The 24,037-nt window shown below is 41.0% G+C and carries 17 protein-coding genes and 1 tRNA gene; 9 read left to right on the forward strand and 9 right to left on the reverse strand.

The window, feature by feature from the left end; genetic code table 11:
* Positions 1-23: 23 nt before the first annotated feature.
* From R2Q66_RS15305 to R2Q66_RS15325, 5 genes are all read left to right on the forward strand, one after another.
* Positions 24-677, forward strand: coding sequence for a DUF5011 domain-containing protein (locus tag R2Q66_RS15305; protein WP_316750477.1), 654 nt, complete (start codon positions 24-26; stop codon positions 675-677).
* Positions 678-692: 15 nt separating this feature from the next.
* Positions 693-1,208 (forward strand): lipid-binding protein, encoded by a 516-nt coding sequence (locus R2Q66_RS15310; protein ID WP_316750479.1) that lies wholly within the window; start codon positions 693-695, stop codon positions 1,206-1,208.
* A gap of 491 nt (positions 1,209-1,699) precedes the next feature.
* Positions 1,700-4,870 (forward strand): TonB-dependent receptor, encoded by a 3,171-nt coding sequence (locus tag R2Q66_RS15315; RefSeq protein WP_316750481.1) that lies wholly within the window; start codon positions 1,700-1,702, stop codon positions 4,868-4,870.
* A 12-nt stretch (positions 4,871-4,882) separates the two neighbouring features.
* Complete coding sequence (locus tag R2Q66_RS15320) at positions 4,883-6,289, forward strand: RagB/SusD family nutrient uptake outer membrane protein (protein ID WP_316750483.1); 1,407 nt, start codon at positions 4,883-4,885, stop codon at positions 6,287-6,289.
* A gap of 213 nt (positions 6,290-6,502) precedes the next feature.
* Positions 6,503-7,207 (forward strand): hypothetical protein, encoded by a 705-nt coding sequence (locus R2Q66_RS15325; protein ID WP_316750485.1) that lies wholly within the window; start codon positions 6,503-6,505, stop codon positions 7,205-7,207.
* A 77-nt stretch (positions 7,208-7,284) separates the two neighbouring features.
* Here the strand turns inward: R2Q66_RS15325 and R2Q66_RS15330 are convergent, their stop codons facing one another.
* A complete protein-coding gene (locus tag R2Q66_RS15330) occupies positions 7,285-8,181 on the reverse strand; it encodes an LD-carboxypeptidase (protein WP_316750486.1) in 897 nt (298 codons plus the stop codon).
* A 40-nt stretch (positions 8,182-8,221) separates the two neighbouring features.
* Between R2Q66_RS15330 and metG the strand changes: the two genes are divergently transcribed.
* From metG to R2Q66_RS15345, 3 genes are all read left to right on the forward strand, one after another.
* A complete protein-coding gene (gene metG, locus R2Q66_RS15335) occupies positions 8,222-10,333 on the forward strand; it encodes a methionine--tRNA ligase (protein ID WP_316750489.1) in 2,112 nt (703 codons plus the stop codon).
* Positions 10,334-10,338: 5 nt separating this feature from the next.
* Positions 10,339-10,410: transfer RNA gene (locus R2Q66_RS15340), tRNA-Arg, on the forward strand.
* Positions 10,411-10,704: 294 nt separating this feature from the next.
* Positions 10,705-12,138 (forward strand): AAA family ATPase, encoded by a 1,434-nt coding sequence (locus R2Q66_RS15345; protein WP_316750491.1) that lies wholly within the window; start codon positions 10,705-10,707, stop codon positions 12,136-12,138.
* Between the two features lie 77 nt (positions 12,139-12,215).
* Here the strand turns inward: R2Q66_RS15345 and R2Q66_RS15350 are convergent, their stop codons facing one another.
* The 8 genes from R2Q66_RS15350 to R2Q66_RS15385 form a co-directional block, all read right to left on the reverse strand.
* Positions 12,216-12,446: a transcriptional repressor gene (locus R2Q66_RS15350; protein ID WP_316750493.1), complete on the reverse strand. Its 231-nt coding sequence runs from the start codon at positions 12,444-12,446 to the stop codon at positions 12,216-12,218.
* A gap of 5 nt (positions 12,447-12,451) precedes the next feature.
* On the reverse strand, positions 12,452-14,875 hold the full coding sequence (locus tag R2Q66_RS15355) for a TonB-dependent receptor (protein WP_316750495.1): 2,424 nt from the start codon (positions 14,873-14,875) through the stop codon (positions 12,452-12,454).
* 1 nt (position 14,876) lies between these two features.
* Positions 14,877-16,013, reverse strand: coding sequence for a PepSY-associated TM helix domain-containing protein (locus R2Q66_RS15360; RefSeq protein ID WP_316750497.1), 1,137 nt, complete (start codon positions 16,011-16,013; stop codon positions 14,877-14,879).
* Between the two features lie 88 nt (positions 16,014-16,101).
* Positions 16,102-17,322 carry a DUF4374 domain-containing protein gene (locus R2Q66_RS15365; RefSeq protein WP_316750499.1) on the reverse strand — a complete coding sequence of 407 codons (1,221 nt, stop codon included), beginning with the start codon at positions 17,320-17,322 and terminating at the stop codon, positions 16,102-16,104.
* A gap of 20 nt (positions 17,323-17,342) precedes the next feature.
* Positions 17,343-19,748: a TonB-dependent receptor gene (locus R2Q66_RS15370; RefSeq protein WP_316750502.1), complete on the reverse strand. Its 2,406-nt coding sequence runs from the start codon at positions 19,746-19,748 to the stop codon at positions 17,343-17,345.
* A gap of 150 nt (positions 19,749-19,898) precedes the next feature.
* Complete coding sequence (locus R2Q66_RS15375) at positions 19,899-21,116, reverse strand: hypothetical protein (RefSeq protein WP_316750505.1); 1,218 nt, start codon at positions 21,114-21,116, stop codon at positions 19,899-19,901.
* A gap of 11 nt (positions 21,117-21,127) precedes the next feature.
* The gene (locus tag R2Q66_RS15380; protein ID WP_316750508.1) at positions 21,128-21,775 is read right to left on the reverse strand and encodes a hypothetical protein; all 648 of its coding nucleotides are present in this window, start codon (positions 21,773-21,775) and stop codon (positions 21,128-21,130) included.
* 50 nt (positions 21,776-21,825) lie between these two features.
* Positions 21,826-22,377, reverse strand: a complete 552-nt coding sequence (locus tag R2Q66_RS15385) for an RNA polymerase sigma-70 factor (RefSeq protein ID WP_316750511.1) — start codon at positions 22,375-22,377, stop codon at positions 21,826-21,828.
* Between the two features lie 184 nt (positions 22,378-22,561).
* Between R2Q66_RS15385 and R2Q66_RS15390 the strand changes: the two genes are divergently transcribed.
* Positions 22,562-24,025, forward strand: coding sequence for a gluconokinase (locus tag R2Q66_RS15390; protein WP_316750514.1), 1,464 nt, complete (start codon positions 22,562-22,564; stop codon positions 24,023-24,025).
* The last annotated feature ends 12 nt before the right edge of the window (positions 24,026-24,037 follow it).

Consider the following 24,037-nt stretch of genomic DNA (forward strand, 5'->3'; position numbering starts at 1 on the left):
GATTTTAAATTTAAACCAGAGTCATGAAAAAATATTTAAGTATCATAGTAATAGGGATTCTCGCCATGACGGTATGGTCATGTAAGAAGGAATCCTTTGATTATCCACCAGGAATGGTGGGGATTTCTAAGGTCACCTTTTTCCCGATCATCACCATGAAGGGGGAAAAGTACTTTCTTGTCGCAAAGGGCACGGCTTTTACGGATCCCGGAGCAACAGCAAAAGCAGGATCTGATGATGCGCCGGTAGTGGCTTCCGGAGCGGTAAACACTGCAGTAGCCGGAATATACGGGGTAACCTATTCGGCAGTAAATGCAGATGGTTTTTCTGCTACAGTAACCAGACAGGTGATCGTGTACGATACAAAAGCTGATGCTGCAGCCAGAGATCTCTCAGGTAAATACCTGCGTAATACAAATAGCGTAGCCTCAACCTGGAAGAAAATTGGCCCCGGAGTATATCTGGTAGCCAACCCTGGAGGTGCAGTTGGTGCCGATGGCATCCTTGTAGTCGCCGTCAATCCTACTGGATCTGTCATTTCTATCCCGCAACAGAATGCGGACTCGGGAAGCTGGAGTTCATTGAATGAGAATTATGACCTGTCGACAAACACTTATTCCTGGGTAGTGATAAATGCAGGCTATGGCGACTCATTAAGGTTTTTTGTAAAACAGTAATTAAAACAGCGTAACATGAAAAAATACATATATATACTCTCGCTTTTTGTGATCAGCCTTTCTGCCTGTAAGAAGGAGGAAGCCGTTGGAGGGACTGCTGTTGAGGCACTTTCCGGAGAATGGTGGGTGCAATTAAAGGTGGGTGGTGAATTTGATTCCAATTATGGAGAGGATTACTACAAGGTGATCACGTATAATACTTCGGAGAATTCGGCCACGCAAATGTGGCTTGATGTGAGTTCGATCTGGGCCAATCCGGCGAAAAATGAAATGGTCTTTGCAAAAGTTAACACAAATGTGGGCGATCTGTCCTTTTCCGCGGATAAAGCGAAGAATGCCGGACCCTATTACGATCCAACAATGACCTTCAATGTAACCAAAGGTAAAGTCACGAAAAACGCCTATGTAGGGCCGAAGTCTAAAGCGGTATCCGATGGGATTTCACTGGAAGTGGAATTTTCAGATGCACCGGGGGTGATTTACCAACTTTCTGGTTATCACCGGACTAAATTCCCTGAGGATGACCATTAAGCAGATTTAATAGTAAAGAAAAGCAATATCCGGGTTGTTATGATCCGGAATTTAACAGCCAGGTTTCCTGAGTCAGGGGCCTGGCTGTTTTGCGTTTATCGGATTTCTTTTGATAGCTTTTATCCCCGGATCCGGGCGCTTGAATACCAGGTTTCCGATCTTTCCTTTAGCGTAAAAACATAAATCTGTTTAGGATGAGTTAATATTTTAGTTCATATAAAAATCCCCGGAAATGGGGACTTTGGCTGAAAAGTTAAAAAATGTTAAATCTGTTCACAATTCTGTTTTTTATTAGCAGTGTTGGGAATATCTGTTCTTAAACCTCCTTTAATTGCCATTTAAGCAGGTTTTTTGTCTGCAATTTATTGCCGTTTATTGCATTTTGCTGTGTCATTTTACTGTCATTTGTTGTTTTATGCTAAATTCTATTGTTTGTAGCGCGGCTAAATGGCCTATATTCAGCTTTATTAACTAACCTAAATTTATTTTTTATGAAAAAACTTTTACAAAGTTTGTTCATTTTGATGTTTATCGCAGGATCTGCGATGGCTCAGAATCGGACAATTACTGGTACAGTTACGGATCAGGAAGATGGTAAGCCGCTACCTGGAGTAACCGTAAGAATTAAAGGGACCAAAGTAGGTACCCAAACTTCTGGAAATGGAAAGTATAGCCTGACTTTACCAGATGGTACTACCTCAATCGAATTTGCATATTTGGGATATCTATCACAATCCAGACCAGTAGGTGCTGGTGATGTGATTAATGTAGCATTAGCTTCAGATTCAAAAGCCTTAACCGAAGTTGTTGTTGTGGGTTATGGAACTAAAAGTCTGAAAGAAGTAAATGGAGCTCAGTCTACTATTAAGGGAAGCGATATTGCTGACCAGCCGGTGGAGAGTTTTGATAAAGCACTTTCTGGTAAGGCTGCTGGTGTTCAGATCTCGAGTGCAGGTGGTACACTTGGAGATGGAGTTTCTATTAGAATCAGGGGTGTAAACTCAATTTCGACAAGTTCATTGCCATTAATAGTGATCGATGGTATTCCAACCAGTACTATTGAGAACGTAAGTGTGTTCAATGGTGGTAATGGAACACGTTTTGATCCATTGGCCTTAATCAATCCTAACGATATCGAATCTATTGAGGTATTGAAAGATGCGGGTGCTGCTGTACTATATGGTTCACGCGCTGCTAACGGGGTAATTTTGGTAACAACCAAAAAAGGAAAGCAAGGAACTTCAAAAATCACAGTAAGTTCAAAACTGAGCATTTCAAATGCTGCATCTAAGCCAAATGTATTAGGTGCTGAGGATTTTATGACCATCAATAATGAGAAGGTTAGAAACAAATTTGGTGCTACAGCTCCTGTTGTAGCCGTAGAAAGTGACATTAATGGAGATGGTGTACCAGATAGAACAAACTGGATGAACGAAATTTTCCAGACTGGAACTTCTTATGACAATAACCTTTCCTTATCAGGTGGAAGTGAAAAAGCTACTTATTATGCATCAGCAAGATATATTGATCAAAAAGGTATCCTTTATGGAAACCGTTTAAAAACCGGGTCGGCACGTCTTAACTTGGATGTTAAACCTAAGACATGGTTGCGTTCAGGAATAGAATTGTCATTTACCAAAACAAAGAACTACGGTTTATTAACAGATAATTACTTAGCAGGTACCGCTATTGCTGGTTACAATGCATTTCCTACTGTACCGGTGTTTAACCCTAATGGTCCAAAAGGATATAACTTAACCACTGGAGCTCTTGCGGGTTACCTGGGACTGGGAAATAACATCACGGTTGTTAACAACACTAGTTTAATTGGTAACAGAATCTATAATCCAATTGCTACTATTGATTTACAGAGAAATCAAAATACGCCTCAACACATCGTAGGTAATGTTTATATGGAGGCCTCTCCAATCCCGGGATTGAAAGTAACTTCAAAATTCGGTATTGATTACCTTTCCAATTTTGAAGATCAGTACTCTACTCCGCTAATTGCAGGATTAGGTCAGTCTTTCGCTGGATTGGTTCAGAATAACATTTTAAACAACAATCTATGGGTTTGGCAGAATTTCGCCAGCTATGATAAAACGATTGCTGAGAAACATAGAATTAGTTTAATTGCTGGTGCGGAATATCAATACACCAAAAGAACGGAACTTTTTGCGAGTGGTAATAACTTTGCAGATCCATTCTTCACGGCTATTCTTGACGGAACTTTTACTGGTATTATTCCAGGAACAACAGACGTTAACCTTTCCTCAGGTGGAAGGATGATCAGTAATGGTCTCGAGTCTTATTTCGGCCGTGCAGGTTATACATTCGATGATAAATATTTTATTGAAGGTGCATTCAGAGCAGATGCTTATTCTGGCTTTGGTATTAACAACCAATGGGGTAAATTCCCAAGTGTGTCTGCAGGATGGGTGGCTTCACAAGAGTCATTCCTTAAAGACAATAAGGTTGTGGATTACTTAAAAATAAGAGGTAGTTACGGTTTAGTAGGTAACTCAAGAGGTGTAGGTTCGTATGCTGCAAGAACACTTTATAGTGGTGGTTCTTATACCAGCTTAAATGGTTTCTCTAGTTCTCAGATCGGAAATCCAAACTTAAAATGGGAGGCTTCTAAAAAATTCAATGTTGGATTTGACATTAACTTCCTTGACAAAAGAATTGGTTTAGTTGTTGATTATTTCAACACGAAAGTAACTGATCTGATCTTAGCTGCTCCGGTTTTATATTCTACAGGAGTACCGGGATCAACCATTACTACGAACATTGGATCAATGAGAAACAGAGGTATTGAGCTTACTTTAAATACGGTCAACATTAAAAATGATGACTTCTCATGGAGTACTTCATTCAACTATACTCATGTTAAAAACAAGGTGCTTACCTTAGTTTCTACCAACAATAATGCTGATATTCTTGCTAATTCGGCAGTAGCTAGTGTTGGTCGTGCTTTAGGAACTTACAAATTATACAATTCGGCTGGTGTAGATCCAAAAACGGGTTATGCAATGTGGTATGCTGCTGATGGAACAACCAGAACCTGGGATCAGGTGGCGTTAAGATATGTGAATGCGGACGGAACACCTGCTCCTGCACTTACTGCTACAGATCAACAATATCAGGAAGGTAAAACCGGAACTCCTACTTTCTATGGTGGAATGGACAATACTTTCAGATACAAGGATTTTGATTTTAATTTCTCTCTCGTTTACCAGGGAGGTAACTACCTTTACAATGCTACACTTTCTGGATTGTTAACTAACTCTTTCCAGAACAATGAGGTGCGTATCATGGACCGTTGGACTACTCCAGGTCAGACTACAGATATTCCTCGTTTATCAAGCAATGACAATGTTACGAACCAGGCTTCAACTAGATTCCTTGAAAAGGGTGATTTCTTAAGAATGAGAGCGATCTCTTTAGGTTATAACCTGAAGCCTGTTTGGGCTGCAAAAGCAGGATTATCTAACTTGAGACTTTCTGCACAAGTATATAATGCTTTCGTAATCACAGGTTACAGTGGTATTGACCCAGAGGTGAATTCTAATAGAAACAATTCAAATATTGCAACTGGATATGATAACCGTGCAATTCCTCAGCCGAGAACATTTACTTTAGCTTTAAATGCATCATTTTAATTAGAAGATCTTATGAAAATTTTTAATAGACATAAAACAATCAATATTGCATTAGCGCTTGTCATGATTTTGACAATGGGTTCTTGCAAAAAGTCTCTCTTTGAGGAGCCTTTCGAAAACCTTTCCCCAGAGCAGGCATTCAATTCTCCGGAACGTGTAGAAAAAGCAGCAATAGGTATGTATGATCAATTGCAGAATCTTGACTTTTTTGGAGGTAGGATCCTTATCTATGTTGATCAACGTGGGGCGGATACAAATCCTGCTACTTTCTTTGGTGATATTGCATTATTTACTCCGGTAACAGCGAACAACACTTATGCGGCTGGAGCTTATCAAGGTGCTTATAGAACGATCGGTGAGGTCAACCTATTCTTAAAGAATATGGAAAAAGCCGGTAGTATTGTGCCTGCCAATAAGGTAACGCAATATACTGCTGAAGCTAAATTTATCCGTTCTTTGTGTTATTTTTACCTGGTAAACTTATATGCTCAGCCTTATAAATTTACTGCAGGTGCAACTCATTTAGGAGTTCCACTAATATTGAAGAGTGCGGACGATCCTTTTTCAGAAAGCACCATGATTCCGAGGTCTACTGTTGCTGAGGTTTACAATCAAATCGAGACAGATTTGAAAGACGCTGAAGTTAACCTTCCGGTTGATTACGGAGATCCAGCATTGCAAAATGTTGCGCGTAGTACTAAAGGTGCTGCTCAGGCTTTATTAGCAAGACTTTATTTGTATAAAGGTGATTTTCCAAATGCTTTGACTTATTCAAATAAACTGATTGGCGTTAAATATAAGTTAAATACTGACCCATCAACAGCATTCCGTATCTACAACACTAATGAGAGCATTTTCTCTGTGGCTATGAATGGTGGTGATAACCCAAATACAAATAACGCTTTAGGCCAGCATTATTCGCCATCTAAACGTGGTGACATTACTGTAGCGGCAAACTACCTTGCCCTAATGGACCAGACTACGGATTTAAGATTTAAAAATCTGATTATTCTCCAGGGTGGAAGTTACTGGACAACAAAGTTCACTAATATCGTTGATTGGGTTCCGGTATTCAGATATTCTGAAATATTGTTAACTAAAGCGGAAGCATTAGCAAATATTGCTACTGGTGTAGATCCAACGGCATTAGCTTTAGTAAACGAAGTTAGAACAAGATCGTTAGCAGCTCCTATTGTTGCAACTGACAAAAATGATTTAATCGCTAAAATTCTTGTGGAAAGAAGGATTGAATTAGCTTTTGAAGGTCAGGGCGAGTTTGACTTTGTTCGTACAGGACGCAATATCCCAGCTCATGCTACGGTAAAAGAACAGGCTTACGGATCGGATTATATTCCTTTCCCAATTCCTTTCCGTGAAACTCAGATTAACAAAAATCTGATTCAGAATAAAGGATACTAGTTATTAATTTTTGAAAAGGGGTTAGAAGTGTTTTCTAACCCCTTTTTTTATGTCTATCAAAAACTGAAAGTTAAAAACGGCTTATATCTTCATCCTGATCAGGTATTTTAATTCTCTTTATATGGAAATTAATTATGTTTTTGTTGGGCTTAATTTATATATTTACTAAGGTTGCTTTTTAGTTCTATTCCGCATTATTAATTTAAAAAAATCATGAATAAAGTTTGTTTTGTATACTGTGCTTTTGCGTTACTGGTAGGTTCCTCGCTGGATTCAAAATCTCAGGAAAAACCTGAGCAGACTTATATTTGGAACGGGACTGGTTTTGACAGAGCACCTACTTATACCGAAGTAATCGGCTCCATCTTTTTATTCAATGATTGGCATAACGGGGTGATTAAGCTAGAGAACGGGAAAAATTATAATAATGTACAACTAAAATACGATCAGTTAAATGACCAACTGAATTTTAAGTTAGAAGAAGGGAAACCGATGACTTTTGCCATGCCTATCAAGGCCTTTGATATCATTGTTTTCGATTTGGAAGGGAATAAGACAGTGCAAAGCTTTGTGAATGGATTTCCAGCTATTGATGGTGGTACAGATAAATCTTACTATCAGGTATTTGATCCCGGGGCTTCTTCTAAGATAGAATTTGTTAAGAGATTAAAAAAGGTGATTTATGAAAGAAAAGTTTATAGCTCTGCTGTTGCTGAGAAGCTGATAGAAGATCGGGTTTATTACTATCTTGTGATGAATAAAAGGCTCTTCCGCATTAAGCGCAGTCCTAAAGAACTGCTGAAGTATATGGGAGACTATAAGAAAGAAATCAATGAATTTATTGCTAAAAATAAATTGAATTTTAAATCAGATAATGATTTTGCCGAGGTCGTTAAATACTACAATTCATTGTCATGAAACTAATACCGGGCTCTTAGCGCCTATCTCTAAAGGAATCAGGGAGGCGGAATGGGTTCGAATGCTTTTTTTATTAACTACAGGCTTAGAGAAACCTTGCTTTTATTAACTGATATCGTTACTGATTTTCCGACAATCATGGCCCTGTTGTCATCAATATGGCCTACCGGAAAATTATAGGCTACCGGGTAATCGTACGCTTTGACGAGCTCTTGTATGATTTGCTCCGGACTTTGTCCGAAGGGTAATTCTTCTACTTCATAGCCATTAAAAGCGCCTACAATCAGTCCTTTTAATTTAGCCAGTTTACCACTCCTTTTGAGCGTCCGCATCATCCGGTCTATGGCATATTCATGTTCTCCAACATCTTCTATAAACAGAATCTTATCTGTATAATCGAATGCGGAATCCGAACCTTCTGCTGCGATTAAAAGGGTTAAGTTGCCACCGATCAGGATGCCTTCTGCCTTTCCTTCGCGGTTTTCGAATTTGCTTTCGCAGGTATAAGTTTGTGTTTCTCCGAACAGTGCTTTTCTTAAAGATTCCAGTGATTCTGCTGTGCCGGTTTCAAAGGTTTTCGGCATTTGTCCGTGGATGCTTTGGGTATTGGTTTTTGCTAAAACATGCGACAATAAGATGGTGATATCGCTAAAGCCAATGATCCATTTTGGTTGTTCCTGAAATTTGCTAAGGTCTAATTCATCTATGATTCTGATCGTTCCATAACCACCTCTGGAAGCAAAAATGGCTTTAATCTCCGGATCATCTAAGGCTTTTTGCAGGTCATTGCGCCTTTGTTCATCGGTGCCGGCAAATTGATCATGCGCTGCATAAACATGTTCCCCCATCACGATTTCCAGTCCCCAGTGTGCTAAAACGCCGATCGCTTTGCTCAGGTCTGAGGTTAATTTCTTGGCAGGGGAGACGATTGCAATTTTGTCTCCTTTTTTTAAATATGGCGGCTGCTTAATCATAGGTAAAACACTTATATTTGACAAAATAATAAAAATAGTTTTGGATAATAGTAAAATAAAGAGATATACGGTTACGGCCGCTTTGCCTTATACAAATGGGCCAGTGCATATTGGACACTTAGCGGGTGTTTATTTGCCTGCGGATACCTATGTAAGGTATTTGCGTTCGAATAAGAGAGATGTGAAGTTTATTTGTGGATCGGATGAGAATGGTGTGCCTATTACCCTTAAAGCTAAAAGGGAAGGGGTTAGTCCTCAGGTGATCGTTGATAAATACCATAAAATCATTGGAGATTCCTTCAGGGATTTCGGTGTTTCTTTTGACATTTATCACCGTACTTCTTCTTTGATGCACCATAAAACTGCTTCAGAATTTTTTGAGAACCTTTATGAAAAAGGGGTTTTTACCGAAGAGGTGACGGAGCAATATTATGATGAGAAGGCACAGACTTTTCTGGCGGATAGATATATCACCGGTACTTGTCCGAAATGTGGCAATGAGAATGCTTATGGCGATCAATGTGAGAGCTGTGGCAGTACTTTAAATGCAACTGACCTGATCAATCCTAAGTCTACACTTTCTGGTGAGAAACCGGTTAGAAAAGAGACTAAAAACTGGTTCCTGCCACTGGATAAATATGAGGATCAATTGAGAACTTATATTGAGAGTCATAAGGAATGGAAACCGAATGTTTCCGGACAATGTCAGTCCTGGTTAAACGCCGGTTTACAGCCACGTGCCATGACCAGAGATTTAGACTGGGGTGTAAAAGTTCCGGTTAAAGATGCAGCAGGAAAAGTACTTTACGTATGGTTTGATGCGCCTATCGGCTATATTTCTGCCACCAAAGAGTTGTTCGAATATGCCCGCCTGGATGTATGGAACCCTAAAGCAGAAGAATATTATATCAATAAAAATAACTTAACTAAAGGCAACTGGGAAGATTATTGGAAGGATGAAGAGACGAAATTAGTTCACTTCATCGGTAAAGACAATATTGTGTTCCATTGTGTGATTTTTCCTGCGATGTTAATGGCGCATGGAGGTTATACTTTAGCGGATAACGTGCCGGCAAATGAGTTCCTGAATTTAGAAGGGGAGAAAATCTCGACTTCTAAAAACTGGGCAGTCTGGCTGAACGAATATCTGGAAGAGTTTAAAGATAAACAGGATGTGTTGCGTTATGTATTGACGGCAACAGCTCCGGAAACGAAGGATAATGATTTTACCTGGAAAGATTTTCAGGCAAGAAATAACAATGAACTGGTTGCGATTCTTGGTAATTTCATCAACAGGGTAACCGTACTGACGCATAAGTATTTTGCGGGTAAGGTGCCAATGTGTATGGAGATCACTCCGGTTGATCAGGCTGTGATTGATGAGCTTGCGGCTTATCCGGCGAAGATCAGCGCTTCAATTGAAAACTATCGCTTTAGAGAGGCTTTAATGGAGGTGATGAATGTTGCGCGTTTAGGTAATAAGTACCTGGCAGAAACTGAGCCATGGAAAGTAATCAAAACAGACGAAGACAGGGTGCGTACAATCTTATTTATCAGTTTGCAGATTGCAGCTAATATTGAGATTCTGATTGAGCCATTCCTGCCGTTTACAGCGGATAAACTGATGAAGATGCTGAATTATGGCGGTCACCAGTGGGAAGATGCCGGTAAGGTTAATTTATTGCACCGCGGTCACCAGTTGAATGAACCAGAATTGTTGTTTGCAAAAATTGAAGATGAAGAGGTTCAGGCGCAGATTGATAAGTTAAATAAGAGTAAATCTGATAACTTATTAAATGCTGTTGTGGAAGTAGCTCCTGCAAAGGACGACATTCAGTTCGAGCAGTTTGGGGCAATCGATATTCGCGTAGCAACCATCATCGCTGCAGAGAAAGTAGAGAAAACTAAGAAACTGCTGAAATTAACAGTAGATACAGGGATTGATCAACGTACGGTGGTATCAGGTATCGCTGAGTTTTTTAAACCGGAAGATATCGTTGGTCAGCAGGTGAGTTTGGTGGTAAATCTTGCACCAAGAGAAATAAAAGGAATTATGTCACAAGGAATGATTTTAATGTCTGAAAATTCAGATGGAAAACTTACTTTTGTGGCTCCTGTCGCAAACCATGGTAATGGTAGTGTGATCAGGTAAGTCCGGGTCCCGTAGTTCAACGGATAGAATAGAAGTTTCCTAAACTTTAGATATGAGTTCGATTCTCGTCGGGACCACAAGATTTTTCCCACCATGGGAATAACAAGGGGAATTAATTAAAAGCCTTTAGATGAAAATCTGAAGGCTTTTTTTGTTAATTACTGAACCTTGCTTTTTTCCATATTGGTTTTGGCGCGATATAGATTTTTATATCGCGCCAAAACGGCGCTAAAACGTAACATTTGGCGTCGGATACAAATATATCCAACGCCAAATGCGACTAATTTTATATAGATTTGGCGTTGGATAGATTTGTATCCGACGCCAAATCTATTATATTTGTATTACGGCGTAACTAATTTGTAGTCTGAATGGAGAAGTTAATAGGTAGAAAAAGCGAAAAAAAAACATTGCAACAGGCCCTTGTATCGACGGAAGCAGAGCTGGTTGCGGTATATGGAAGAAGAAGGGTTGGTAAAACATTTCTGATCAGGCAGGTTTATCAACAAAATCTAATTTGTGAATTTTCAGGGGTACATCATGCTTCCACTCAGAAGCAACTTGAAAACTTCAGAAATGCAATTGCTTTAGCAATGGACTCAGCTATACTGCCGGAAATTCCAAAAAGCTGGACAGAAGCGTTTATGCTACTAATTAAATTCTCCACGCCTTTGCTAAATAAGAAAGCGGTCATTTTTTTTGACGAGCTTCCCTGGTTGAGTTCGCATAAGTCGGGGTTCCTGGCTGCATTTGAGTACTTCTGGAATTCATGGGGATCAAAGCAATCTAATTTGATTGTTACCATATGTGGTTCTGCGGCCTCATGGATGATTCAAAAAATAGTAAACAATAGAGGAGGATTACACAACAGGATCACTAAAAGACTACGTCTGCTGCCATTTACGCTTTATGAAACAGAGGCATTCCTGAAAAGTAAATCCGTAAACCTGGATCAATATCAGATTTTACAAGTTTATATGGCTATGGGGGGTATCCCTCATTATTTGAAAGATATCAATACGGGAGAAAGTGCAACACAAGTCATTGACCGGCTTTGCTTCTTAAAAGATGGACTGTTGGCTCATGAATTCAAGAATTTGTATGAATCTCTCTTCGAAATGGCCGATAGACATATTAGTGTGGTTAGGGCATTGGCCGCAAAACCTTCGGGTTTAACCCGTAAGGAGATCATTGAGGAATGTAAGCTGCAAAGCGGTGGTGGTACTACGAGGCTGATGGAAGAATTGATTGAATCCGGTTTTGTCAGTCTTTATTTCCCATTTCAGAAAAATGTTAAGGAGGCAATTTATAAACTGTCCGATGAATACAGTTTGTTTTACCTTAAATTCATTGAACACTCCAGGGCTACAGGTCAGGGGACATGGCTAAAATTGGCAACCTCTCAGTCATGGAAAAGCTGGAGCGGTACAGCCTTTGAAAGCATCTGCTTAAAGCATACGAATCAGATTAAGTATACACTAGGTATTTCAGGGGTTTATACCGAAGAATCTGCCTGGAGATTTGCGCCCGGGAAAAGTGGTAAGGGGGCTCAGATAGATTTGTTGCTGGATAGGCATGATGTGTGTATTAATGTATGTGAGATGAAATTTTCTAATAAGGAGTTCTCTATCGATAAGTCCTATGCAACAGAACTTAAGGATAGGCTGAATATTTTTAAAGAGCAGACGAAAACAAAGAAGACACTTTTCCTGACGATGGTCACCACTTATGGTACTAAGGATAATATATATAAAACCGGACTGGTTCAAAATGAAATAACAATGAAAGATTTGTTCAAATCTTAAAAATTAGCATTATACTTTTTTGTCCCTGGATAAGGGACAAAAAAGTATAATGACGAGGCATGCTAAATAGGACAAGCTCATTTGGTGTTTAAAGCATACACATATTTCCGCGCTGCGGTTTGTGTTTTTTGTAACCGGTTGAGTTTCGCCAGTTTCTTCAGATTCAGGTAAACGGAGCAAACGCACATCTGGTGCCCTTGTTTCCGGAGTTCGAGCCATAAGGCTTCTGCATCCAGGCCATCTTCGTTCTCTTCCAGATATTGTAGGATGATTTTACTGATTCCGGAAATCCCTTGCGGCGCCTTCATCCTTTCTACATCCTTTCTTTTAAATCCTCACTACTGGTACTTCTTTCATTTGATGGCGTAGCTTTTGCGCCAAAGCGGTAGCTGAAAGACAGCAATCCATACCTGCTGTCGGAATTATGGCGACTTAAAAACACCACCGATTCATAGGCCATTTTTCTTTTGATCCGGTATCCTTCGAAAATATCATTGACCATAAATTTCAAGCTACCTTTTCCTTTGAGAACTTCCTTCTGGATACCCGAAGAGATGATGCTGTAAGGTCGGGTGGTGGTGATGCCTGATACTTCTTCAGAAATAAAGAAGGCGCTTAATTCGGTTTTCCATCCTTTACCCAGGTTAAACGTGTTTTGGGAGTTCAGACTCAGCGTATTTCCACTGTTTATAGTCCTTCCGGTATTGCCATTGATCTTGTACCTGTTGTGGTAGACATTCAGGAACTGACTTCCCGTCCACCATTTGAAAATCTGTGTAGAAGCAGTGATGCTCAATCCGAAGTTATCAAATGATCCGATGTTTTCCGGCCGTTGAAAAGTAGTCGTCCCATCATTCAGTCGGCCGACCTGCTCTGCGATCACATTACCGGTATGGTTATAACTTAAGGTGGCAAAATAGCGCGATTGATAGCCATAGCCTAACTCAACAGCGTTTACGATTGCCGGTTTTAAGTGTGGATTTCCTTCATAAAAAGCAAAAGGATCGTCGTATACGCGGAAAGGATTCAGATCCCAGTAACCCGGGCGCTTAATTCGTCTGCTGTATCCGGTTTTTAATTGGTGCTTTTCCTGAAAATTTCTGGTGATAAACAAGCTTGGGAATAGTCCGAGGTAATCTTTTTTAAAGACCATATTGGAAGTAAGCTGTTCCCCTTTGGTATTCGTGTATTCGGCACGTAAACCTGCTTGCAACTGGTATTCGGACCAGGCGGTATTCAGGTTAATATAAGCGGCCTGGATCTGTTCTTTATACACAAAATGATTGCTGGTACTGGCATCCGGCAGGTAAGAATTATTTTGCAACGTATCATATTGCAGGTTGTTTTCTGTGCGCACATTGCTACCTTTCCAGCCTGCTTCCAGCTTCGATTTTTTACTTAAAGGCAGACTGTAATCTATTTTTGCTGCATACACATCATCGTTAGAAGGGATGTTCCCCCTGCGACCAGAAGACGGCCTGTTCGCTCCACCATCAGGGAGCAGATATCGTGTATCTAACTGTTGATTCATTTTCGAATAATGGTACACATAATCTACATCGGCTTTCAGTTCATGTCCGTCTTTATTGAACTTATGTACATAATTTGCGTTGTAGAGCAGGTCCTTCCAGTTTTCCTGATTATTGGTTTGCGTTAAGGCAGTCCATATTGTTTCGCCATTGGCATTCCTCAAAATGCTGCTGCTGGGTTGTTGCGTCGGATATTTCCCGATCGCACCATTCATTAGAAAACCTAAAGTATTCTTTTCGCCCAGATTGAAGTCTATCCCGACTCTAAAATTATGAGAGCGCAATTTTGCTTTTTCCTGATTTTCCTGCTGGATACTTTGCAATAAACCCCGGGAATCATCATAGAACAGGCGGCTGGCTTTGCTATTACTTTCCAGATTCTGATTGTTGGCATTATAGCTTCCATAGGTATTCAGCAGGGCCGATTGGTAACTTAATGCAAAGCCTTCACCGTGTCTGATGTCTTTACCAGCACCAATATTTCCGTTGATGCTGCCGTTAAATCCGATAAGCAGGTTCTTTTTGATGATGATGTTTACAATTCCACCGCTGCCCGAAGCGTCAAATTGTGCGCCCGGGTTAGCCATGATTTCAATTCTGGAGATAGAAGCAGAGTTCGTTCCTCTCAATAAATTGGCCAGCTGATCACCAGAAAGGTAAGTTGGCTTTCCGTTGATCATAACTGCCGTTCCCGACCTTCCCTTTAGCGACACTTCTCCGTTTTCTGTTACCGTTACACCAGGTGCTTTGTTCAGCAATTCCAGGGCAGTATTACCCTCTGCGAAGATGCTTTTTTCAATATTCATCACCGTTTTATCAATGGTCTGCTCAATTAGTGGGCGCTGACCGCTGATGTTTACCGTGTTTAAAAGCCTGCTGTCAGTATTTAGACGGATAGCGCCCAGATGGTGTAAACTTTTCAATGCCGTAAGTTCTATCAAAGGAGAATAATAATCCTCATAACCGATATAGCTGATTTTCACCAGGTATTTGCCATGTTTAACACCCGATAGCGCGAAGTTTCCGGCGGTATCCGTCATCACGGCATAGGCTTTTACCGAATCTACAGCGCGTAATACGCTGACAGAGGCGAAAGGAATCTGCTGTGCTTTTTCATCCAGTAATTTACCATAGATGTTTTTCTGCGCCATGGCAGTGATAGAAATGGAAAGCGTACAAAGAAGGGCAACGATATATGTTTTCATCATGTTAAGTAGTGCTTAGAACTTGCTCAGGCTTTTTTACTGCTGGTTTTTTAGTTTTTTTCTTTTTCCCCCACCAGATATAGAAACCGGTGATGGGTAAGCTGGCACAAATTAAGCTGGCCAGGAAGTACAATATTTTGGTGGTTAATCCACCGATAGCACCTACATGGAGTGCATAATTCAGTTTTCTTACCTGATCAGGAAACTTAAGGTCTTCCAGACGTTTGGTTGAGTTTGGCAGAAGTTCCAGCGTTAAGGGATCAAAATTCAGGTCTCGCCAAAAACCTTTGGTCATATCGGTACAGGCATAAATCGCCTCATCCGGCTCTTCTGCGAAATGAATAATGACCTGATCTTTGTTATACCTGGCAATTTCATTGACCACCTTATACCAGATCAGATCGGCATTTTGTAGGGAAGTATTCACCGAAGGCCCTGAAACTTCTACCTTTTGTCTTTTTTGTCTGGGTTTATTTTCTCCACCGGTTAACCAGTAAACACCCTGACCGAACCAGGAGAAGCTCATCACTAAACCGGTAACGGCCATCAATATGGCGAGTAACAGGGAGTAAAATCCCAGCACATTATGTAGGTCGTAGTTGACACGCTTAAATCGTGCTTTCCACTTGATTTTGAAACTTTGATCACGACTTCTTTTATTCCATTTTTTTGGCCACCATAATACGATGCCACTGATGGTGAGTAAGAAGAAAATGAAGGTAGACCAGCCAACAATCTGGCGACCTAACTTGCCGGGGATCCAAAGGTGTCGGTGTCCTTCGTCCATAAAATGAAAGAAATCTTCCTGATCTACCATAGCCACCACCTCGGCAGTATAAGGGTTCACATAGACCGCAGAATCCGAATCATGGACATTAAAATGTGCGGTTCTGCCGGCACCATGATACCATACGGATTCGATATGTTGGCCTGGTAATGCCTGCTCCACGGCACGGTGTAATATAGAAGGAGCCAATATTTTTGCGTTTGCAGGTTGTTCGGCATGCAGCCATGGGGAGGTAAGGCTTTTGATTTCCTGCTCAAAAACCAGCACACATCCGGTGATGCTTAGAATAACCACTACAATTCCTGAGGCTAGTCCCAGCCAAAGGTGTAGCCATGCGTTTATTTTGTTGAACATAAAGTTTTAATGGTAATAGGCCGGATAAATCCCCGGAGCAATTAGAGGAAAGCTCCGGGGGTTATATCAACATTAGCGGAGAACGCTATTAATTTAATTTATAAAGGATTGGGGTATTGTCTGATCCACCTTCGATTCTTAAACCTTTTTTAAGCGTATCAGCAATCGGATCATATTCATAAACGTAGATCGCATCAGCTTTAGGGTCGTTTACTGCGATATAAGCTTTGCCATCTAGTACAATTGCAGAGCGGGAGTTCAATAAAGGCGGAAAGTCTAATTTTCTAATCACTTTCTGCGTGTTCACATCAACCACAAGGTATTCCCACATATCGGCATACCACCAGTCGTCTTTTACTTTTACCCTGTTTTTAGCATCTTTTGCATTGGCAAGGATCGCTTTTCCATTTCCTACATAACATACACCTAATTGGTTATCACCATTGGTTAACGCAGAAATATTGAAGAAATAGCTCGAATCAAAAGTATCCGTACCGGCTTTGATTTTGAAGAAACCAGTCGGCATATTCGGTTTGTTACCACCTAAGAACGGCATTGGGTGTGTTAACAGGTAATCGTTGCCATTGTCTGTAAAATGACTGAAATAACCATTTCTTAGCGGACCAGCAGGGGCAGAGCGACCGTCTTTGCTGGTTACTTTAAAGTTGCCTAAAGAAGGTAGATCCATAGAAGCCAGGTAAGATTCATCAGTCGTCAGTTTGGTGATTTCATTGTAAATACCGTAACTGATCATTAATTTATTACCGCTGGTAAAAGCAGAATATACCCTTCTGCTGTGGTCTGCAGGAACACTTGGAAGATCAAATTCACCGCTTTTCACGATGCTCATATTGGCAACATTGATGATGGCGTAAAGGTTACTTCCTCTTGGGCCAAACATCACCTGGTTATTATCTAACCATAAAGACCAGCCTACATAAGGGCTTGGAAAGGAGCCAAACGGGATTTCGTCTACCATGGTCAGTTTACCATCCTGGTATAAATGCTTGCTAAATCTTCCGGTAGGGTTTAAGAAATAGAAATGTCTGCCTTTTTGGATTACATTTTCTCCCCAGGTGAAGATGGTAGAAACATCGATTCCGCTACCTATCGGGCTTACTTTACCTTCAGTTAGTGACTTGATGTTTAACAGGTAATTATTGTCGCCGACAGAATACATCACAGCATATTCGCCATTTTCTGTTTCGCCACCGGAGTTTTTATTGTCTTTTTTGCAGGAATGGAGGCCGGTAATAAAGACCAGAGCCGTGGCCAACACCAGCAGTCTTGTTTTTAATGTAGTAAACATGTTCATAGATTTTATTTATTTTAATTGAATTGAGAAATGGCATAACGGAACTTGACGAAGAAAGAGGTTCCTGGTTTTTGCAGCTTAAACTTATCGTAAGCGATCACGTTGGTTAGGTTTCTGCTTTCCAGCGATACATTGTACCGGCCTTTATGCATCGAATAAGTCAGGGTCGCATTGTGTATAAACTGGCGTGGGATATAGGATTTGGTGGTTTTGTCGCCTAGTTTAGACCAGGTGACAGAGTAGTCGTTGATGAATTGCGTAAACCAGTTGAACTGAACGCGGGTATCTTTACCGATCAGGTTGTCTTTACCAATGCTGAAATCTGCATTTCCATACAACCAAGGCTCATTTGGAACTCTGCTCAGGTAGTTCACGTTTTTACGAACCGATCCTTTTTCAAATTGCTGTCTGTTGATTGCACTTTGATAAGTCATGTTAACCAGCACCGAAAACAGGTTGTTATAATCGTAGCGGATTTCTGTTTCAAATCCCCTGATGATAATCCCGTCAGAATTGCTGTATTGCGCATAGCTACCATCACTAGTTGCGGCAGATTGTCCGGTAGAGATGTAATCATTGGCATCACGATAGTACCCTGAAGCCTCTGCCCAGATCTTTCCTTTGCCTAATCTCTTGTCGAAAAACAAGCCAAGGTTATAGTTATTACTGCTCTCCGGTTTCAGATTCGGATTTGCCCGCACCACTTCGCGGTCTCCGAATAACTCTACCAGACCAGGTAATCTGTAAGCATGTTCATAAGAACCTTTGATACCTAAAACAGGTGTTAATTTATAGCTGGAAGCGATACCGTAACCATAGTATTGTTTGCTGTTGCTGGTTCCTTTTCCATCTTTATCAAAAGTTTCTCCGCTTAAGCCATACATCTTTCCGAAAATGTTATTGGTCATTTTACCATTAAATACCTGTTGCTGGTAGCTGAGGCCGGTAATGTTTTTATTTAGGCGGTTGGACTTGTCGTAAGAATGGTTGTAAGGATCAATCTCATTATAACTTTCCCTGTAAGTGCTGTTGTAGTTGTTGTTCAGGTTGAACATGTGGTTTTCCGAGATCGTATAACCAAGGTTTAGTTGCGCCAATACACTATGACCGGTGAAATGGGCTATAGATTTTTTCTCGCCTGATAGCTCGCTTCCGATATTTCCAATGGTTCTGGGTTGCGAGGTGCCATCCCAAAAGAATTCTCTGGCACTGGTATCCGTCAGGGTATTTTTATTGGACGAATAATTGGCGAAAACACTTGCCGATAAGCCTTTGATGAACAGGTTATCTTTGCGGTAACGGATGGAAGGAATCAGGTTATGGCCATCGCTGGTCATGTTTCCAATCACTTTTTCCTGTGTGGCACCGGTTTGTCGTTGCTTGTAATTAGAGGTATAGGTAATCCCTGCAACAAATACATCTGCCCATTTTTTATTGGAAACACCGGCTTCAATCTGCCCCATAAAGGATTCGTAATCGTCATGAAAACGACGGGCTTTATCTATTTCTTTGAATTTTCCATTGTAGGGAACCTTAACCAGCGCATTCGCAGCCGGATTGTTATACATGTAATAATTATTGTCCGAATAATTATAGTAGGAACTGATATTGGTGGTGATTCCTGTTTTTTGATCGGTAAAACTTCCGGTTAATCCGGCTCGGTGGGTATTGAAGGAACCGGCGCTATAGCTGAGGTCAAGCGATTTTCCTTTGTTCTTTTTGGTGATGATGTTGACTGCACCACCCAAAGCATCTGATCCCAGGTAGGCAGGAACCACACCTTTATAGACTTCTACGCGTTCAGCAAGGTTTACCGGGAAGTTATTCAACGTCATGCCGCTTCCATAAGATTCCATAGGGATGCCATCTATAAAGAATTTGATATGTCCGCCGGATAAACCGTTGATAGAGAATTCGAAGTCTGAGCCTAATCCGCCTTGTTCTCTTACTTTAACCCCCGCAGAGCGATTCAGGATCTGATTCAGGTCGTTGGTGGTATTGGCGTATGGCTTCAGGTCGATAGAGTTGACGGCGAAACCTGCTTCTTTAGCCTTACGGGATTCTGTTTTGCCACTGATCGAAACGTCGTTTAGTTCATTTTGAGCTTCTTTCATGGAGAAGTTCTGGCGGAGATCCTGGTTGGCAAGCAGGCTGATCTTTTGTGCGATCTTTTTAAAACCAATAGCAGAGATTTCGATGGTATAGTTCCCGGCAGGAAGACCTGTTAGGTCATATCTTCCATTATGATCGGTAGCCTGAGTTCTGTTGATGGGAAGCAACCGGATGGTGGCGGTCGGAATGCCCTCTTTTTGATCATCAGACACCTGTCCTTTGATACTACTTTTATTTAATGTTTGTCCTTGCACATAAAATACGCTGGCGCATAATATGCCCATTAGCAAGATTTTCTTAATTTGCATTACTTTTAGATGTTTCGATTTTTAAGAGTAACCCTTTCGTAGGGTTTGGGCCATGCAGGTACGAACTGCATGGCCCTCTATATACTAATTAGCATAACCCGGACTTTTCCCCTATGCTATTTAGAATATTTTTAAATAAGCTTTTTATGTTTAGTTTTTTAACCGGTCGATACGCAGGATGGCGCCTTTAAGGAGGGCTCCTTTTTTAAGCGTAAAGTCTTTGCGGTTATATTGCCAGATCTGGCTGTTGCCGTCATTTTGGTAGACGGAGATATAGGCGAAATCCTCGTCCCATGTTGTATTAAAGATCCAATCCAGTTGAACATCCGGAAGGTTGAGTTCTGTTTTCTTTTGATGTCTTAAGTCTAAGAGCACATAATTTGCGACCCTGTTGACCATGTAATTTTCGAAACTATGGACTTTGTTCAGCTGTACAACACTGCTGATGGCCATGCCACCGCCAATATCCTGTAGCATATAAGCTTCTTCTTTTAAGCCATCGGCGATTTGAAAATTATACGAAGGGTCGAATTTGTTAGTTTCCGTATCTATTTTCAAGATGGAAGATGGTGTCCCTTTACGGTTGCCGGTTCTTCCTCCGGGTTGTCCTAATACATAAATATTATCCTGGTAAATCAGGGAATTTGGCGCTAGAATCGCGTAGGATCCCGGCCAGGTAGTCCGCCGGTCTTGAGTAGTACTTTGTAGTTTTAACTCCGGATAGTCGAATTGTGCCACATACATGGTCTCCTCGCAAGGCACAATATGCTCTCTCATCATCCCTTTTTGAAAAGTATAGCTGACGAACAGTTTGTCTTTAACCAGTTGGCCGGAAACACCTACATAGTTGTTTTCGATAGCAGTTTCCGGAACATTCAATAAACCTTTGCGCTTGATTTTCATCTCGTCCAGGTCAATCTCGATGTAGTTGAATTTATGGTCGTTCACGGTTCCAATCAGGATCGTATGCGGATTAACCCAGTTTACCCAGGACATATAAGGTTCCCAGGGCGTCCCTTTCATAGAAAGTTCGTTGATCTTTTTAAACCCTGTTTCATCCGCCTGGTAGCAGATAAAAGCCTGGTTTTCGGGGTCCATCATGTAATATCTGGAATCTTTTTGCGCCAGAATAAAGCCGTTGTAGCCGATTTCTGGTCCGCGGTTACTTTTCTGCGGCTCCATCAAAGAATTTACCCGGGTTAGATGAACCTTGTTTTCCAGACTGTCGTAACTGAGCAGCCCGTATTTATAACTGCTTTCTTTTGGGTGCTGCTGACAAGCCGACAAAAATAGCAGTCCTAAAAATAGCAGCCCTAACCAGGGGAAGGAAATTTTTAAATGTTGCTTTTTTGAGGGATTGAAATTCACAGTATTTTTAATTAAAGGTCGAATTGTTGTATCATATTCATGGCCATTGCAGGAGGGATCTCATTCATGCTCTGTTTATCAACCATGATGATCTCCTCAAAATTAAAGTTTAAGTAGCTCAAAAAATAGGAATGTCCTTTACGCAGACATATTTTTTTAAACTCATCCTTGTGATTTTGAACGGTCAGGTGCTGATCTTCTGAAGAACGGTTGCTCAACATCACTGATCCTAAAAAGTGGAGGTTGATGTTGGCGCTACTTTGCTGGTTTAAACTGGCCTGACTGTTTTTTGCCAATTGCACAATGATGCCGTTAAAGTTGTTCTCTAAATGGGCAGACTGATCATCGTATTTGTAGACCTGTGCCTGTTGTAATTCCGGTCCGCTATGAAACAAAAATGAAAGGTAAAGGACACAGAATAAACTGGCCGCAATACCAACCGCAATGGCGAATGATCTTTTTCGTTCGCTATAGCTATGCTGTTGCTCTTTTTTATGCAGGATACTGGCTAGAATACTGTTTTTTACCTGTTCAGCTTCCTGATCCAGGTTTTCCAGGTCATTTTCTTCGGCATCTCCGTTGATCCAGCTTTGGTAAGATTCCCATTCTGCATCGGATGCCTGGCCAGATAAACACTTTTTTAACAGGTCAGGATTCATGGCGTGGTTTTATATATATTATCAAATGAACTGATTTTCCCCTATGCATGTTATGTTCTCGGGTATTTTTTAAGCCCATTGCGCAGAAATGATAATGCTTTTGTCAATTGATTTTCTACTGTTTTTTCTGAAATGGAAAGGCCTAAAGCGATTTCCTTGTTGTTAAGTCCGCTCTCGCGACTTAAATTATAAATGTCCTTACATCGGTCGGGGAGTAAAACCACCAGCTTCTCAATATCCTGCTTTAAAAAATGATATAAGACCTGTTTTTCCGTGTGGTTATTGAAGGAAACCTGCTGCTCTTTGATTTCGTTGATCTTTCCGGTTTTCCGGATTTCATCTTTGTACATCCGCGCAATTTTAAAGCGTACAGACCGTACCAGGTAGTTTTCTACGGTTGCCCGTTGCAAAACCAAAGTATCTTTGCGTTGCCATAAAGAAGTGAATAATTCCTGAACCACCTCCTCTGCCTCAAAGCGATCTCCAAGATATTTTAAGGCAATCTGGTATAACTTTTTCCAATAGCATTCATACAACTGAAAAAAAGTATTTTCATCAATTGTAATGGAGTCGTTGGAATGGTCTGTGGCTGATTCTGACAAAATAAAATGCGAATGCCTGCAAATATAGAGTTATTTATAATTGATCCAAATAGTTTAGGGAGATTGCTGATTTACCCAGAGAAGGACAGCTTGTAAATTATTCTTTCTATTTTGTTTTTTCGGATCCTGCCTGATCAAGAAAAGCAGGTGTTTTTAGCAGATTCAATTTAAATAAATTAGAGGCATGAAATATATTCTGGGAATAGACATTGGAACGGGAAGTACTAAAGCGGTGGCGCTAAACCTTAATTATGAACCTGTAGATTCGGTTCAGCGGCATTACCCTTTGTTTTCTTCGGAACCAGGATATAGTGAACAGGATCCTTTACTGATCTGGGAGGCTTTCAGTCAATGTATTTCAGAAATGAAGGAGCGCATGGGCGGATCAGCAGTAGCCATAGGCTTGAGTAGCGCAATGCACAGTCTGATTTGTGTGGATGAGGCGGGTAATTCCTTAGCTCCGATGATGACCTGGGCGGATTCCAGAAGTTCGGACATTGCGAAACGCATCTTTGAATCTGCTTCCGGAATGGCGCTCTACCAGCAAACCGGAACCCCGATTCATGCGATGTCTCCTTTATGTAAACTGATCTGGCTGCGGGAAAACGAGGAAGAGCTGTTCAACGAGACTCATAAATTCATCTCTATTAAAGAATACCTCTGGTTCCGATTGTTTAAAGAGTTTAAAATTGATCATTCCATTGCCTCCTGCACCGGTTTGTTTGATTGGAAAAGTTTAACCTGGAGTAAAGAAGCGTTATCGCTCAGCGGAATTACTAATGCACATTTATCGGATCCTGTCCATACCAGTTATCAAAATGAAGATTCTGAAGGGGTCATTTTTGTCATAGGGGCTAGTGATGGTTGTTTAGCAAATCTGGGTAGCGATGCCAATGAAAAAGGAATTGCGGCATTAACGATTGGAACGAGTGGCGCAGTGCGGATCTCCAGTCCGAAGCCAATTTTCAATCTCCAGGCCATGACTTTCAGCTATATTTTAGATGAAGAAACTTTTATTTGCGGCGGTCCCGTAAATAATGGAGGCATCGCCCTGCAATGGTTATTAAAAAATGTACTGGGTAAAACGGAATTATCATCAGCAGATTATACCGCTTTATTTGAGAATATAAAGAAAACAATAGCCGGCAGTAATGGCTTGATTTTTCTGCCTTACCTCAGCGGGGAGCGCGCACCCATATGGGATTCTGAAAGCTGCGGCACATTTTTCGGACTTAAACTTCATCATGATCAGCATCATGTATCGAGAGCGGTGTTAGAAGGGATTTGTTATGCTTTAAATGAGGTATTAGCTGCGCTTGAGCCACATACAGATGAGATTTTAGGGCTCCATGTGAGTGGAGGCTTTGTAAATGCAAAGATCTGGATGGAAATCCTGGCTGATATTACCGGAAAAGAGGTTGTTTTGGTACAAACCGAAGATGCTTCTGCAATTGGCGCGGCTTATCTGGCGGTTAAAGCAATAGGCCTGGCTGCGGAATATCCGGGCGCTGCGGGGGAAAAGGAGTCTATTAAACCCAATGCTGGTCATCATAAAATCTATAAGCAGCTGTTTGGCATTTACCAGCAGCTTTATCCGGCACTGCAAGACAGTATGCACCAGCTGGAAAACCTAAGCAAACAAGATTAATGGGCCAGATTT

It is taken from the genome of Pedobacter gandavensis (genome assembly GCF_032677645.1).
Taxonomy (GTDB): Bacteria; Bacteroidota; Bacteroidia; order Sphingobacteriales; family Sphingobacteriaceae; genus Pedobacter; species Pedobacter gandavensis_A.